Raw genomic sequence first — 14,488 nt, forward strand, 5'->3', positions numbered from 1 at the left:
GTCGTCGCGGAACCCGCGTACACCGTGTCGCGTACCCGGTGTTCGGCGGAGTGCACCCGGACGGCGACGGGTGTTCCCCGACCGGTGCGGGTACGCACGAGCGCATGCGAATGGGTGTGCTGGATGCGGGATCGAACACGGTGCGGCTGGAGGTCGCGGACCTCGACGGGGCCGTGCCGGCACGGGTGCACACGGCCAAACAGCGCCTTCGGCTGGCGGAGTTCGTCGAACGGGACGGGCGGTTGCCCGCCTGCGCGATCACTTTGCTGGCCGACGCGGTGGCCGCGGCCCGCAAGGAGGCGGAGAGCTGGGGCGTCGCGGACCTGGACGCCTTCGCGACGGCGATCATCCGGGACGCGCCGAACCGGGACGAGGTGCTGGACGCGGTCCTGGCCGAGACGGGGCTGGAGTTGCGGGTGATGCCCGGCGAGCGGGAGGCGGAACTGACCTTCCGGGCCGCACGGGCCTGGATGGGCTGGCGGGCCGGGCCGATGGTCGTACTGGACATCGGCGGCGGCTCGCTGGAGATCGCCTTCGGCGGGACCCGGGTGCCGGACTTCGCCATCTCGGTGCCGCTGGGCGCGGGCCGACTGACCCGGCGGTACTTCGGTCGCGCCGACCCGCCGCCGAAGCGCGCGGTGAAGGCCGTCCGCAGCCGGGCGGAGGAACAGCTGCGGGAGATCTCCGCCCGCGTGCGTGCCGAGGAGCCGGTGACGGCGGTGGCGACGTCCCGCACCTTCCAGCAGCTGGCCAGGATGTGCGGAGCGCCGCCCGCGAAGGAAGGCGCCCACGTCACGCGCGAGTTGTCCCGCGCCGACCTGCGCAAAGCAGTGACGATACTGGCCGGCCTGCCCGCCGCCGAGCGCGCGAAGCTGCCCGGCATCAGCCGGCCGCGCAGCCGTCAGGCGCTGGCCGGCGCCGTGGTGGCGCACACGGCGATGCGGCAGATGCGGCTGGAGAAGGTCACCGTCTGCCCGTGGGCGGTGCGCGAGGGCCTGCTCCTCCAGCGCCTCGCGGAGCTGTCGCGGTGAGCGCCGGAATCGACGGGCGCTCCCCGGGACGGACCCGTCCCGGGGGGCCGCAGAGGCCCGCTGGGGAGGGAGCCGACACCGGGGTGTGGCAAAGTTCGGGCATGAGTGTCACGGAGTCTGCTGTTCGGGATCGTCTGAGCGAGGTGCTGTCGCAGCGCGGCACCGAGATCGCCGACCGCTGGGTGCAGTTGCAGGTGGAGCGGTCCGGGCTGCGCGACGACCTGGTCGAGTCGGAGCTGCACGAGGATGCGGACGCCCTGGTGACGGCGTTGGGTTCGGCACTCGCCGCCGGTCTGCCGGCGGAGCGCATCATCGTCGAGCACGCCGGGCTGCGCGACGTGGTGATGGACCTGTCGCTGCGGCGGGCGCGGGCCGGCGCGTCCCCGACGGTGACGTCGCTGGCGGTGATGCAGCTCAAGGAAGCCCTGCTGGAGGCCGTGCAGGAGGAGTTGGCCGAAGGCCGGCAGATGCTCGCCGCGGCCCTGCTGGTCAGCCGCATCCTGGACGCCTCGGGCGCACTGTGCTTCGAGACGTTCGTGGAGGGGCGCGAGGAGATCATCCGGCGGCAGAGCCGTCAACTGCTCGAACTCTCGACGCCGGTGGTCCGGCTGTGGCGCCAGGTGCTGGCGGTGCCGCTGATCGGCAACCTGGACACCGCGCGCAGCCAGGTGGTGATGGAGAATCTGCTGGAGGCCATCCAGCAGCACGAGGCGTCGGTGGCCATCATCGACATCACCGGTGTGCCGACGGTGGACACGTCCGTCGCGCAGCACCTGATGCAGACGGTGAAGGCGGTCCGCATGATGGGCGCGGACTGCGTCATCAGCGGCATCCAGCCGGGCATCGCGCAGACCATCGTGCAGTTGGGCATCGACCTGTCGGACATCCTGACCCGGGCCACCCTCGCCGACGCGCTGGAGGCCGCGATGGAGCTCACCTCGCGGCAGGCGGGTGCGCGGAGCAGCGCCCGTGGCTGACTCCCTCCCGGCGCGGACCTCCGTGCCCCTCCCGGAGCACGCCGCGAGCGCCGGCACGCTGCCGATCCTCCGGCTCGGCGACACGCTCGTCACCGGGCTGCTGAGCGAGCTGGACGACACCACCGCCATGGCGCTGGCGGAGGAACTGACCGCCCGGATCGTCTCCGACCGGGCCCGCGGGGTGCTGCTCGACATCTCCCGGGTGGAGATCATCGACTCGTTCGTGGCGCGGGCGCTGATGGAGCTGAGCACCATGGCCCAGTTGCTCGGCGCGCGAGTGATCGTGGCCGGGATGCGGCCTCCGGTGGCCATCACCCTGGTGGAGCTCGGCATCGAACTCACCGGCGTGGAGACCGCGTTGAACGCCGAGGCGGGCATGGCCGCGCTCGGCTGGCGGCAGACCCGGGAGGGCGCCCGGCCCGACCCGCACAGCGACGGTGACGGTGACGGTGACGGTGACGGTGACGGTGACGGCGAGAGGGTGACCGAGGAGTGACCCTCCCCGACGATCCGCGCGACGCGTCGCGTTCCCGGTTCGGAGACGGGCCCGGCCACCGGATCGGACATCAGCGGACCGGGCCGGGAGCCTCGCCCGACTCCGCGTCGGAGTCCTACCCGGTGCGCACCGAGCAGGACCTGCTGACGGTCCGGCACGCCGTGCGCTCCGCCACGCAGGCCCTGGGGTTCCGCCTGGTCGACCAGACGCGCGTGGTGACCGCGGCCAGCGAACTCGCCCGCAACGCCTACATCCACGGTGGGGGCGGCACGCTGGTCCTCGACGCGCTGCACCAGGCGCGCGGCGCCGGGCTGCGGCTGACCGTGCGGGACGACGGGCCGGGCATCCCCGACCTGGAGGGCGCGCTGACCGACGGTTTCACCACCGGCGCCGGGCTCGGGCACGGCCTGGGCGGCGCGCGGCGCCTCATGCACGACTTCGAGGTGCACTCGGCGCCCGGGAAGGGAACCGTGGTGACCGCCGTGCGATGGGCGGACCGGTGAACAGCCGCCGCGCGGAGCCGCCGCCGACGGCCGAGGTGCGCATCGACCACTACAGCGCCGTGCACCTGGCCGCGTCCCGTGCACGGGAGATCGGGGCCCGGTGCGGGCTGACCGGCGCGCTGCCCGACCAGGCCGGCGCAGTGGCCAGCGAGCTGGCCAGCAACCTCCACAAGCACGCCGTGGACGGGGTGGTGTACCTCCAGCCGGCAACCGGGGCCCCGGGGCTGGAGATCCTCGCCGCCGACCGCGGTCCCGGCATGGCCGAACTCACCCGGTGCCTCTCCGACGGGTACACCACCACCGGGACGCTGGGCACCGGGCTGGGTGCCGTGCAGCGGATCGCCGGCGGGTTCCAGGTGCGTACCGAACCCGGCGAGGGCACCGTCGCCGCCGCGCGGATCACCCCTCCCGACACGCCGCCGCCGGCGCTGCGGACGGGCATGGTCCGGCTTCCGGCCGAGGGTGAGGAGTGCTGCGGCGACGGCTGCGCCGTCGCCGGGGACGCCGGGGCGCCGACGGCGATCGTGGTCGACGGACTGGGGCACGGCGAGCATGCGTCGCTGGCCGCGCACACCGCACTGCGCGCCTTCGAGGGACTGGCCGACCGCACGCTGCCGGAGATCGTGCAGGGGCTGCACCGGAGCCTGCGGCACACCCGCGGCGCCGCCGTGGGCCTGCTCCGCCTGCACGAGGGCGGCGCCGAGTACTGCGGCGTCGGCAACGTGCGGCTGTGCGTGCTGTCCCCGCGCGAGGAGCATCGCCGGATGGACGGCCGGCCCGGCGTGGTGGGCTGGAACATCCCCACACCGCAGGTCCGCAGCGTGCCGCTGCGCACCGGCCAGGTGGGGGTGCTCTACTCGGACGGCATAGCGTCCCGCTGGTCGCACGCCCCCAGTCCGTTCCTGCTGCGACTGCCACCGGAGCTGCTGCCGGCCGCTCTGGCGCACCGTCACCGCAAGTACCGTGACGACGCCACGGCACTCAGCCTGGGAGGACTGTGATGACCCCGTCGGCCACAGCCCTGTTGGCGACGCTGCCGGACGTACGGCGGGCGGTGCGGCGCCTCGCTCGGCTGCACGGCCTGCCCGCCGAGCAGCGGGCCCGGCTCACCCTGTCGGTCGCCCTGGTCGCCCGCCGCGAGACGGAGGCGGGCCGTGGCGTACGGCTGACCGCGGAGGCCGGCCCGCACCGGGAGGCCGGACCGGGCGTCCTCACCGTGACGCTGGACGCCGGGCCCGCGCGCGAACGCGCCGCGCCGGCCAGGCTGCCGCTGTCCGCCGAGACGACGGCGGACGGCCGTACCGTGTGGCGTCTGCCGCTGACCGCGGACCCCGACCGGCCTGCGGTGGTCGACGGCGCGGACGGCGAGGGTGACGACGACGCGGCGGAGGAGGAACTGCGCGCCGTCCTGGACCGGGCGGACTCGCTGGCGGCCGAACACCGCAGGCTCACCCACGAGCTCGACGAGACCAACAGCGGCGTCCTCGCGCTGTACGTCGAACTGGAGGAGCGGGACGAGCAGCTGCGCAGCGCCCACGGCCGCATACTGCGGGAGCTCGAGGACGCGCTGCGCCCGGCGCCGCTGACCGTTCCCGGGCTGGAACTCGCCGTGCACTACGCCCCGGCCGACATCCACGCCCCGACCGGCGGCGACCTCTACGACTGGTTCACCCTCCCCGACGGCACCGTGCACATCACCGTGGTCGACGCGCTGGGCCACGGGGTGCGCAGCACGCGGGACGCCCTCAACGTCACGCACGCGGTGCGCACCCTCGCGCTGGAGGGGCATCCGCCGGCGACTCTCGTCGAACGCGCCGGGGAGATCGTCTCGGGGGTGGACGCCGAGACGATGGCCACCGTGCTCCTCGCCCGGCTGGACCCGGCGACCGGGCTTCTGTCGCTCGCCAACGGCAGCCATCCGCCGGCCCTGCTGGTGCGGCGCGACGGCACCACGGAGTACCTGGAGGTACGCGGCCGCGGCGTCGGCTTCCCCCTGCCCGGCAGCGAGGGGACCCTCACCGTCGGCCTCGCGCCCGGCGACCTGGTGCTGCTGTACACGGACGGCCTCACCGAGAGCCGGCGCGACCCGGTCGAGGGCGAGGCACGGCTGGTCGCTGCGGCCGTCGAGCACCGGGAGCGGCCCATCGAGGAGGTGCCCGGCGCCGTCGCCGACGCCATGCACACCGTGGTGCTGCATCCCGACGACACCCTCGCGCTGGCCATGCGGCTCCCTCCCGAGGGCGGATGAACGACCCACCCGCGTACGGACGGCGCCGCCGTCCGGGTCGGCGCCCGGAGCCCCGGCGCATGCGCGGCCGACGAGCGGGCATGCGAGACGGAGACGGAGACGGAACGAGACGCCCAGATGGAACAGCTGAGAAACCAACGGCCGCCGGCCGCAGCCCGGGAACCGATACCGCCGCCGGACACGGCGGCGGAGGCACGGGAACGCGTCATCCACCTGCTGGAGCTGCACTTCGGCACCGCCGGCGCGGAACTCCAGGACGACACGGTCACGGTCGCGGACGCCCTGCTGGTGACCTCCGAACTGGCCACGAACGCGATCCGGCACGGCGGCGGCATCACCGCCTTCCAGGCGCGCATCCACCGCGACTGCCTGATCCTCACCATCGCGGACGGCAGCGACGAGATGCCGCGGCGGTGCGAGCCGTCGACGAACGGCACGCCCGCTCTGGGCGGGTACGGATGGGCGCTGGCCTGCCGGCTCGCCCGCCGGGTGACGATCGCCCGGCACGGCGGGGGCGGCAAGACGGTCACCGCGCACCTCCCCCTGCTGTGAGAGGGGGCCGGTCCCGTCCCGCGAACGACGTGTTCGGGCCGGTCGGAGACCGGGGACGTGTACGGATCGCTTTCCGGGGCAGGTCCTTCTTGTTGCCGTCCGACGACAGTTCACGAGGAGAGGGCCCGGAATGACTCCCGCGACCGAGATGTCCACGGTGGAGCCCCATCGGGCCGAGGCGGAGACCTCCGACGGCGACGTCGCCGGACTCCCCCAGCTCGACGTGCCGAGCGCCGTCGCGCCCAAGGACGCCCGCCGGCTGTCGCGACTGTTCTTCGAGCGGCTGCGCACGCTGGAGGAGGGCACGCACGCCTACCAGTACGCCCGCAACACGCTGATCGAGATGAATCTGTCGCTGGTCCGGTTCGCGGCCGCCCGTTTCCGGCACCGCGGCCAGCCGGAGGAGGACATCGTCCAGGTCGGCACGATCGGCCTGATCAAGGCGATCGACCGGTTCGACCTCGACCGGGGCGTGGAGTTCACCTCCTTCGCCGTGCCGTACATCCTCGGCGAGATGAAGCGCTTCTTCCGCGACACCACCTGGGCCGTGCACGTGCCGCGCGCCCTGCAGGAACTGCGGATCCGGCTGGCCGTCGCGGGCGAGGAACTGCTCGCCTCACTCGGGCGGTCGGCGACGCCGCAGGAGCTGGCCGACCATCTGGGCATCAGCGTCGAGGAGGTCGTCGAGGGCCAGGTCGCGGCGAACGGCTACACGGCCGACTCACTGGACGGCGCCTCCGACGACGGGGAGGACGACCGCGACGGGCCCCGGCTCGCCGACCGGCTGGGCGACTGCGACCCGACGTTCGAGACCATCGAGTCGCTCCACGCGCTCAAGCCGTACCTGGCCCGGCTGGGGGCGCGGGACCGGCGCATCCTGGAGATGCGCTTCGGTGAGGAGCTGACGCAGTCGCAGATCGGCGAACGGCTCGGTATCTCCCAGATGCACGTGTCCCGCCTGTTGTCGGGCTGCCTGCGGCGGCTGCGCACCGCACTGGTCGAGGACTGACCCTCGGTCCCTCCAGCCCGGCGGTCAGCCTCCGTCCGTCTCCCCCGCCGCCCGGCCGGGGACCGCGTCCGGGCGGTCCGCCCCGGGGCCGGCCGTGAAGTGTGCGAGCGTGCCCGTGATGTCGAGCAGCCGCTCCAGTGCCGGGGTGCGGTGATCCAGGCGCAGGGGGAGGCCGCCCGCGGTGGCCCGGCGGTGCACCTGCAGGAGGGTGGACAGCCCCATCGAGTCGCAGGCTCGCACCTCCGCACAGTCCAGGCGGAGTTCGCGTACGCCGTGTGGGATGTCCGTGTGCTCGCCGCTGAGCAGAAGCTCGACTGCGCGGAGCAGATCCTCCGAGGTGTCGTAGTCGAGGTCGCCGTTGAGGTGCAGCGTGACGGTGCCCTCGCCGACGACGGTGACGGTGGTGTGGAACGAGTGCGGCGGCAGGTCGGTCATGCAGGCTTTCCGGTGACGGGAGCGGTGCGGGGTGCGGGATCAGGACCGGCGCCGTCCTCGCCGACGGCACGGACTCCTTCGGCGAGGACGGCGCAGGCCCGGGGGAAGTCGTGCAGCAGTCCGCGGAGGACCGACAGGGCCGGTTCCAGGGAGGCGGCCGGCACACCGCGGGCTGTCAGGATGCCGGCCGTCCAGGTGAGGAACCGGGTGAAGAGCCGGGCGTCGTCCGTGTAGAGGGCGGCGGCGAGGAAGTCGACGAGGTGCGCCACGTCCTCGGCCGTGTGCCGGCGCTGCTGTTCGGAGTAGCCCCGCATCGCAGGGAACCTCTCCTCCAGACCGGCGAAGGTCTGCCGGACCAGGTCCGGCGCCGTCCGGGTGACCAGGGTGTACTCCTGGTCGCTCAGATGAGGCAGGTCCTCGATGGCCTGGCGTGCACGGTCGATGCCCGTGGAGGGCAGGCCGCGGGCCAGGACGTCGGCGGCCTCGCGCGCCCCGGGCGCCCATGCGTCGGCGCCGAGCAGGCGGGCGTAGCGGCCGTCGGGCCCGAACGCGGCGCCCCCGGCGAGCACCGGTACACCGGTGGCCTGGCAGGCGCTGATCGCGGCGTGCGCGGTGGGGAGCCGGGTGGGGAGCGAGGAGGACAGCGCGACCGCGTGGGAGCCGGACTCGTGCAGATGGCCGATCAGATGCGCGGTGGGGACCTGTGCGCCGAGGAAATCGACCCGCCAGCCGCGCAGTCGCAGCACCTCGGAGAGCAGCCGGGCGGGCAGCGCGTGCCATTCCCCGTCGACGCAGGCGACCGTGATCCCGCCCAGTCTCGTGCGCTGGCGTGCCCGGACCGCCGGGTGGTGGGCGAGAGCGGCGACGACACGCTCGTTGACGGCGGAGACGGTGTGCTCCTGGGCCACGGTGAGGCGGTTGGCGGCCCATTCGGTCCCGACCTTCGCCTGCACGCCCGCGATCACCTCCAGCAGCACCGTCTCGGGATGCGTACCGGCCTCCAGGAGTGGCAGGACGACCCCGGCCGCACGGTACTCGTCCCCGGTCAGCGCGGCGTCCCAGAGGGCGTCGCGTGCCGCGGCGGGGTCGCCGGGTCCGGTTCTGGTGGACGTGCCGGACGGTTCGGGGCTCATGCGGGGGCCTCGCCTTCCGCCGGGGCGTCGGCGCGGACCGGGCGTGGATGCCGGGGAGCCGACACGGCGAGCAGGGCCATGTCGTCGTGCCGGCCCTGCCCGACCCATTGGGCGGCGAGCATCTGCACCCGTTCGACGACCGCCTCGGCCGGCATGCCCGCGCATTCGGCGACCGTCTCGCGCAGCCGGGCGTCGCCGAAGAGCTCCTGCCCGAACGGGCCGCCCCGGGCCTCAGTGATGCCGTCGGTGTAGAGCAGACAGGTCTCTCCGGGTTCCAGCACCGCGTCGGCCGTAGTGGCGGAGATCTCCGGCAGCGCGCCGACCAGTGTGCCGCGCGTGTCGGCCTCCTCCACCCGGCCGTCGTTGCGGACGAGAAGCGGAACCGGGTGGCCGGCGCTGGTGAGGCGGAGATGGACACGGCTGCCGCGGCGGACCGCGGAGGCCAGGGCGAGGGTGGCGAACCGGGTGTGGTGGGAGGTCAGCAGGGCGCCGTTGAGGAGTTCCAGTATGCGGGCGTGGTCGGCGGCGAGCGGCAGCAGCGCCTGGAGGGTGTTGCGGATCTTTCCGGTGAGGACGGCGGCCTCCAGCCCCTTGCCGCACACGTCCCCGAGTACGGCCAGCGTCTCCTGCCCGTCCCCCGCACCGGGATGGACGTCGTAGAAGTCGCCGCCGACCCGTCCGGTGTCCCGGGCCGCGCGGTAGCCGCCGGCGAACTCCACTCCCCCGTGGTGGGACAACGCGGGCGGGAGCAGTTCCCGCATGAGTGTGGCGGTGATGGCGGACTGTTCGGCGTACATACGGGCGGCGGACAGGGCGGCGCCCGCGCGGGCGGCGAAAAGCCGGGCGAAGACCTCCTCGCCCTCGGTGAAGGCGCCGTGGTCGCGGTGCCGCAGCAGGATCAGCGCGCCGGCGGGGAGACCGTGGCCTGGCAGGGGCGTGACGACGACGGAGGCGGGTGTGCCGTCGAAGCCCTCGGGAACGGCCCAGGTGGGCAGGGCCGCGGGGTCGATCCAGCGGGACGGGACCGGTGGGAAGCCGCGCAGCGCCTCGCTCAGCCCGGGCAGGGTCGCCGCCTCGGCACGCACACGTTCCCGGTGCAGCGGGGCACCGTGGACACAGGAGGTGACCGGGAGCAGGCGCCCGGTGTGCGGCGTGACGAGCAGCGCGGCGTCGGCGAGGTGCTCCACGGCCAGTTGCGCCACGGTCTCGGTGCAGCGTTCGGCGTTGAGCGAGGCCGACAGCGTGTTCGAGAGCTGCTCGAGGAGAGCGGTCTGCTCCCGTTCGCCGCGCAGGGCCTCCTCGGCGTCCCGCAGGCCGGTGGTCTCGGCGAGCCACCACACCGCACCGCCGCCCGCGCGGCGCGTTCCCTGCGCCTCGAACACCCGTGTTCCCAGGTCTCCCCGGGCGGTGCGCGAGGCCGTCGCGGTCGGGGGATCGTGCGCACCGGTCCTGGTGAGGTCGTCGTGCTCCCGGTGCAGCCAGGGGCCGACCCGTTCGAGCGACATGCCGGGGGCGACGCCGAGCAGCCTTCGTGCCGCGTCGTTGCTCTCGGTGATCACACCGGCGGCGTCGGCCAGCAGCACCGGGTACGGGGACACGCCCCATACCGCGTCCTCCCACGCCCGGTCCTCGTGCTGACCGGTCGCGGTCTTCTCCGGGATACTCATCGAGCTGTGGGCCCGCTCACGCGGCGGGCCGCACCACCTTTCGCCTGGACGAGAGTCGACATGCCTGCACCTGGGACGATCCCGCATTCCCTGGTACCCCGGCAAGCACGGTCGATTCGCCCGGCCCCGCCGGAGCCTACCGGGCCCGGCCGCCGCTCTTCGCCGCCGCGTTCTCCAGGCGGAACGCCTCGTTGCCCAGGCCGATGCGGGCGTACGACTCCGGGCTGCGGGCCCGCAGCGCCAGCGCGGCCGCCACGCCGACGGCGCCGGCCACGAGCAGCACACCGGGCAGGATCCAGCGCAGCGCCGATCCGTCGCCGGTGCCGATGAGCACCTCGAAGTCCGCCACCGCGTAGCAGAAGATGACCGTGAGGCCGAGGGCGGCGAGGCCGGAGCAGAGCAGCCTGGGGCCCTGGGCCGCGCCCGCGCCGCGCCGTACGAAGAAGGCGATGACCGCGACGGAGGCCAGCGCCATCAGCACGATGACGCCGAGCGCGCCGAGGTTGCCCATCCAGGTGAACAGCCGCAGGACCGGGGTGGTGGGGTCGCCCACCGGCGTGTCGTCGGTGACGGCGAAGCCGACGACCACCAGGAAGGCGACGACGGTCTGGAGCAGCGAGCCGAAGGCCGGGGCACCCGTCGACGCGGAGGCGCGGCCGATCCGGGCGGGGAGCAGGCCCTCGCGCCCCATGGCGAAGGCGTAGCGCGCGACGACGTTGTGGAAGGCCAGCATCGAGGCGAAGATGCCGGTGACGAAGAAGAGGTGGAGCGCGTCGGTGAAGGTGCCGCCCAGGCGTGCGTCGCTGAGGACGAAGAGCAGCTGCGGACCGTGCTCCTGGGAGGCGCTCACCACCTTTCCGGGCCCGGTGGCGACGCTCATGAGCCAGGAGGTGAGGGCGAAGAACACCGCGACGCAGCCGACGGCGAGGAACATCACGCGGGCCACCACGGTCTGCGGGCGGCTCGTCTCCTCCGCGTAGACGGGGGCCTGTTCGAAGCCGACGAAGGCGGCGACGGTGAAGCACAGGGCGGTGCCCAGTCCGGCGCCGGAGAGCGTGGCGGGGTCGAAGGCGGCGAGGGAGAGCCCGGACGGGCCGGGGTCGGCGGCGAACGCCAGGTCGACCACGACGATCAGCAGCACCTCGATGACCAGCAGCACGCCCAGCACCCGGGCGTTGAGGTCGATCTTCAGGGCGCCCAGCACCCCGGTCAGGGCGACGGCGACGAGGGCGGGAACCCACCAGGCGACCTGGACGCCGAGATAGGTGTCCAGCAGCAGGGACGCCTCGAAGCCGAAGATGCCGTAGATGCCGACCTGCATGGCGTTGTAGGCGGTGAGCGCGACGTACGAGGCGCCGGCGCCGGTGAAGCCGCCGAGGCCGCGGGCGATGTAGGCGTAGAAGGCGCCCGCGTTGTGCACGTGGCGGCTCATCTCCGCGTAGCCGACGCTGAACAGCGCCATCACGACGGCCAGGATCACGAAGAGCAGCGGCTGACCGGTGATGCCCATCACGGCGTACGTGGTGGGCATGACGCCGGCGACGACCATCAGCGGCGCCGTGGCCGCGAGGACGGAGAGCAGCAGCCCGACGGTGCCGATCCGCCCGGCCCGCAGCGCTCTGTGCTGCCCCTTGTAGGTGCTGATCTCTTCTGTGCTGCCCGTGAGCATGGCGGGTTCGGTTCCTCTCCGGTCGCCGGGGTCGGTTCTCCGTGGTGCGGGGTCAGGCGCTGCCGTACGCGGTGGCGCGGGCCGCGCGGAACGCCTTGTACGCGTCGCGGCCGGTGTACGACCAGGGGGCCGGGGTGACGAGGGAACCGACCCGCTGGAAGAGGGCGGCGGCCTCGGCGAGCCGTCCCTCGTGGAACTTGGCGTAGGCGAGGAAGTTGAGGTCCACCGCGCGGCGCGGGTGCCCCTCCTCGCCTCCCCACTCCAGCCACCAGTCGAAGGCGCTGCGCACCAGGTGGGCGGCGTGCCGCCCGGTCCAGTGCTCCCCCGCGGCGCGGTCTGCCGTGCGGGCGCCGCCGCGATGGGCGCGGAACCGTTCGGCGTGGGCGACGACCGGGAGCAGGGCCAGCGGGGAGTCGGCGGGGGCGTGGGAGGCGGAGGTGTGGGCGAACTCGTAGAGCGTGTGAGGGTCGGGGCTCTCGGCGAGCACGGCCGCCATCAGGTGGTGGGCGTGGTGGTGTTCGCGGTGGCGGACGGTGACTTCGTGGAACGCGCGGCGGGCCTCGTCCGGGGTGCCGGTGTGCCGGGCGAGGAGCAGCGAGGCCAGCCACGGGCTGGGGTCGGCGGGCGTGCGGGCCGCGGCGTCCTCGACGACCTGCCGGGCGTTCTCGGGGCGTTCACGTCCCCGCACGGCGGCGCTGACGGCCGCGCAGGCGGCCAGCGCGGCGGCGTCGCCGCTCTCCGGTTCGGTCTGCTGCCACTCGCGGGCCCACGCGAGGCTGCCCGGGCTGTCCGCGAGGACGACGAGGCGGTGGCCGCGCCGGTCCCAGTCCTCACGGGTGTGGGCGAGCAGGGTACGGCTGTCGCCCCAGCGGCCCTGGGCGAGGGCGTCGCGGGCGGCGGCGAGGTCCGTGTCGTCGAGTGCGGCGTCGGGTGCGTTGCCGCCGCCGCGCCGGGACAGCCGGAAGGAGGGTGGTGGGGGTGGGGGTGTCATGGTCGACGCTCACGAAACCTGAGTGACGAGATCACGTCAAGCAAGGTTCTGTGAACTCCCTGTGAAGCCCCGGGGAGTGGAAGCGGTGCGGCTCCTTCCGTTCGGCCGGCGGCTCAGCCGACCGCCTCGGCGGCGGCCCGGCCGGCCGTGCGGCCGGAGAAGAGGCAGCCGCCGAGGAAGGTGCCCTCCAGCGAGCGGTAGCCGTGCACGCCCCCGCCGCCGAATCCCGCGACCTCGCCGGCGGCGTACACGCCGGGCAGCGGTTCGCCGTCCTCGGTGAGCACGCGGGAGGACAGGTCGGTCTCCAGCCCGCCGAGCGTCTTGCGGGTCAGGATGTTCAGGCGCACCGCGATCAGCGGACCGGACCTGGGGTCGAGGATGCGGTGCGGCGTGGCGACACGGATCAGCTTGTCGCCCAGGTATCCGCGCGCCCCGCGCAGTGCGGTGATCTGGAGGTCCTTGGTGAAGGGGTTGCCGATCTCGCGGTCCCGGGCCTCGATCTCCCGGCGCAGGGCGCTCGCGTCGATCAGCTGCTCGCCGGTGAGCGCGTTCATCCGCCGCACCAGGTCGGGCAGTTCGCGTTCGACGACGAAGTCGGCGCCGTTGTCGAGGAACGCCTGCACGGGGCTGGGGGCGCCCGGCTTCACCCGGGCGAGGACGTCGCGGACGGACTTGCCCGTCAGGTCGGGGTTCTGCTCGGAGCCGGAGAGCGTGAACTCCTTCTCGACGATCTTGCGGCTGAGGACGAACCAGGTGTGGTCGTGCCCGGTGCGCATGATGTGGTCGAGGGTGCCGAGGGTGTCGAAGCCGGGGAAGAGGGGGACGGGCAGCCGCTTGCCGGTGGCGTCCAGCCACAGGGACGACGGGCCGGGCAGGATGCGGATGCCGTGCCGGGCCCAGATCGGGTTCCAGTTCTCGATGCCCTCGGTGTAGTGCCACATGCGGTCGCGGTTGATGAGGCGGCCGCCTGCCCCTTCGGTGATGCCGAGCATCTCGCCGTCGACGTGGGCGGGCACGCCGGACAGCATCCGGCGCGGCGGAGTCCCCAGCCGTTCGGGCCAGTTGGCGCGGACCAGGTCGTGGTTGCCGCCGATCCCGCCGGAGGTGACGATCACCGCCTGCGCGCGCAGTTCGAAGGCCCCGGTGGTCTCGCGGCTGCTGGCGGTGCCGCGTTCGGCGTCGCTGGGTGCCAGGATCTCGCCGGTGACCGTGTCGACGGCGCCCGCGCTGCGGGCCAGGCCGGTGACGCGGTGCCGGAACCGCAGGTCCACCAGGCCGCGCGCGACTCCGGCCCGCACCCGGCGGGCGAAGGGCTCCACCAGGCCGGGGCCGGTGCCCCAGGTGATGTGGAAGCGGGGCACCGAGTTGCCGTGACCGGTCGCGTCGTAGCCGCCGCGCTCGGCCCAGCCGACGACGGGGAAGAACCGCACGCCCTGCTGCCGCAGCCAGGACCGCTTCTCCCCGGCGGCGAAGTCGACGTACGCCTCGGCCCAGCGCCGCGGCCAGTGGTCCTCGGCGCGGTCGAAGCCGGCCGTGCCCAGCCAGTCCTGCCAGGCCAGTTCCCGGGTGTCGCGGATGCGCATCCGGCGCTGCTCGGGCGAGTCGACGAGGAAGAGACCGCCGAACGACCAGTGGGCCTGGCCGCCGAACGACTGCTCGGGCTCCTGGTCGAGCAGGATCACCCGGCGCCCGGCATCGGCCAGTTCGGCGGTGGCCGCGAGGCCCGCCAGACCGGCACCGACCACGATCACCTCGGCGTCGTACGTCATGCCTTCAC

14 protein-coding genes are annotated in these 14,488 nt (G+C 73.8%); 8 read left to right on the forward strand and 6 right to left on the reverse strand.

The window, feature by feature from the left end; translation table 11 throughout:
- The first annotated feature begins 104 nt into the window (after positions 1–104).
- From K304_RS27245 to K304_RS0104590, 8 genes are all read left to right on the forward strand, one after another.
- Complete coding sequence (locus K304_RS27245) at positions 105–1,031, forward strand: Ppx/GppA phosphatase family protein (protein ID WP_051307897.1); 927 nt, start codon at positions 105–107, stop codon at positions 1,029–1,031.
- Between the two features lie 101 nt (positions 1,032–1,132).
- The gene (locus K304_RS0104560; protein WP_027762783.1) at positions 1,133–2,008 is read left to right on the forward strand and encodes an STAS domain-containing protein; all 876 of its coding nucleotides are present in this window, start codon (positions 1,133–1,135) and stop codon (positions 2,006–2,008) included.
- A gap of 22 nt (positions 2,009–2,030) precedes the next feature.
- Positions 2,031–2,504, forward strand: a complete 474-nt coding sequence (locus tag K304_RS27250) for an STAS domain-containing protein (protein ID WP_051307899.1) — start codon at positions 2,031–2,033, stop codon at positions 2,502–2,504.
- On the forward strand, positions 2,501–3,007 hold the full coding sequence (locus K304_RS0104570) for an anti-sigma regulatory factor (protein ID WP_486591571.1): 507 nt from the start codon (positions 2,501–2,503) through the stop codon (positions 3,005–3,007). Before K304_RS27250 ends, K304_RS0104570 begins: the two co-directional genes overlap by 4 nt.
- The gene (locus K304_RS0104575; protein ID WP_027762785.1) at positions 2,992–4,008 is read left to right on the forward strand and encodes a SpoIIE family protein phosphatase; all 1,017 of its coding nucleotides are present in this window, start codon (positions 2,992–2,994) and stop codon (positions 4,006–4,008) included. The genes K304_RS0104570 and K304_RS0104575 overlap by 16 nt, the downstream gene beginning before the upstream one ends.
- On the forward strand, positions 4,008–5,255 hold the full coding sequence (locus tag K304_RS0104580) for a PP2C family protein-serine/threonine phosphatase (protein WP_027762786.1): 1,248 nt from the start codon (positions 4,008–4,010) through the stop codon (positions 5,253–5,255). Before K304_RS0104575 ends, K304_RS0104580 begins: the two co-directional genes overlap by 1 nt.
- Before the next feature lie 117 nt (positions 5,256–5,372).
- Positions 5,373–5,807 (forward strand): ATP-binding protein, encoded by a 435-nt coding sequence (locus K304_RS27255; protein WP_051307859.1) that lies wholly within the window; start codon positions 5,373–5,375, stop codon positions 5,805–5,807.
- Between the two features lie 130 nt (positions 5,808–5,937).
- Complete coding sequence (locus K304_RS0104590; RefSeq protein ID WP_078528509.1) at positions 5,938–6,816, forward strand: RNA polymerase sigma factor SigF; 879 nt, start codon at positions 5,938–5,940, stop codon at positions 6,814–6,816.
- 24 nt (positions 6,817–6,840) lie between these two features.
- Here K304_RS0104590 and K304_RS27260 read toward each other — a convergent pair whose 3' ends face one another.
- The 6 genes from K304_RS27260 to K304_RS0104620 all read right to left on the reverse strand — a co-directional run bounded on the left by K304_RS27260 (position 6,841) and on the right by K304_RS0104620 (position 14,480).
- Positions 6,841–7,251: an STAS domain-containing protein gene (locus tag K304_RS27260; RefSeq protein WP_037789224.1), complete on the reverse strand. Its 411-nt coding sequence runs from the start codon at positions 7,249–7,251 to the stop codon at positions 6,841–6,843.
- Entirely contained in the window at positions 7,248–8,384 is a 1,137-nt protein-coding gene (locus tag K304_RS27265; protein ID WP_051307861.1) for a cobalamin-dependent protein, read from the reverse strand. The genes K304_RS27260 and K304_RS27265 overlap by 4 nt, the downstream gene beginning before the upstream one ends.
- Complete coding sequence (locus K304_RS27270; RefSeq protein ID WP_051307863.1) at positions 8,381–10,051, reverse strand: SpoIIE family protein phosphatase; 1,671 nt, start codon at positions 10,049–10,051, stop codon at positions 8,381–8,383. The genes K304_RS27265 and K304_RS27270 overlap by 4 nt, the downstream gene beginning before the upstream one ends.
- 136 nt (positions 10,052–10,187) lie before the next feature.
- Entirely contained in the window at positions 10,188–11,720 is a 1,533-nt protein-coding gene (locus tag K304_RS0104610) for an APC family permease (protein WP_027762788.1), read from the reverse strand.
- Between the two features lie 52 nt (positions 11,721–11,772).
- Positions 11,773–12,711, reverse strand: a complete 939-nt coding sequence (locus K304_RS0104615; protein ID WP_027762789.1) for a hypothetical protein — start codon at positions 12,709–12,711, stop codon at positions 11,773–11,775.
- A 113-nt stretch (positions 12,712–12,824) separates the two neighbouring features.
- Positions 12,825–14,480 (reverse strand): FAD-binding dehydrogenase, encoded by a 1,656-nt coding sequence (locus K304_RS0104620; RefSeq protein ID WP_027762790.1) that lies wholly within the window; start codon positions 14,478–14,480, stop codon positions 12,825–12,827.
- Positions 14,481–14,488 lie beyond the last annotated feature (8 nt).

This window comes from Streptomyces sp. CNS606, from assembly GCF_000426325.1.

What these genes read in the sequence shown, in the direction of transcription:
- K304_RS27265 (WP_051307861.1), bottom strand. Translation starts at nt 8,384, where the DNA reads ATGAGCCCCGAACCGTCCGGCACGTCCACCAGAACCGGACCCGGCGAC.
- K304_RS0104580 (WP_027762786.1), top strand. Translation starts at nt 4,008, where the DNA reads ATGACCCCGTCGGCCACAGCCCTGTTGGCGACGCTGCCGGACGTACGG.
- K304_RS0104590 (WP_078528509.1), top strand. Translation starts at nt 5,938, where the DNA reads ATGACTCCCGCGACCGAGATGTCCACGGTGGAGCCCCATCGGGCCGAG.
- K304_RS0104560 (WP_027762783.1), top strand. Translation starts at nt 1,133, where the DNA reads ATGAGTGTCACGGAGTCTGCTGTTCGGGATCGTCTGAGCGAGGTGCTG.
- K304_RS0104620 (WP_027762790.1), bottom strand. Translation starts at nt 14,480, where the DNA reads ATGACGTACGACGCCGAGGTGATCGTGGTCGGTGCCGGTCTGGCGGGC.
- K304_RS27270 (WP_051307863.1), bottom strand. Translation starts at nt 10,051, where the DNA reads ATGAGTATCCCGGAGAAGACCGCGACCGGTCAGCACGAGGACCGGGCG.
- K304_RS0104615 (WP_027762789.1), bottom strand. Translation starts at nt 12,711, where the DNA reads ATGACACCCCCACCCCCACCACCCTCCTTCCGGCTGTCCCGGCGCGGC.
- K304_RS27260 (WP_037789224.1), bottom strand. Translation starts at nt 7,251, where the DNA reads ATGACCGACCTGCCGCCGCACTCGTTCCACACCACCGTCACCGTCGTC.
- K304_RS27255 (WP_051307859.1), top strand. Translation starts at nt 5,373, where the DNA reads ATGGAACAGCTGAGAAACCAACGGCCGCCGGCCGCAGCCCGGGAACCG.
- K304_RS27245 (WP_051307897.1), top strand. Translation starts at nt 105, where the DNA reads ATGCGAATGGGTGTGCTGGATGCGGGATCGAACACGGTGCGGCTGGAG.
- K304_RS0104575 (WP_027762785.1), top strand. Translation starts at nt 2,992, where the DNA reads ATGGGCGGACCGGTGAACAGCCGCCGCGCGGAGCCGCCGCCGACGGCC.
- K304_RS0104610 (WP_027762788.1), bottom strand. Translation starts at nt 11,720, where the DNA reads ATGCTCACGGGCAGCACAGAAGAGATCAGCACCTACAAGGGGCAGCAC.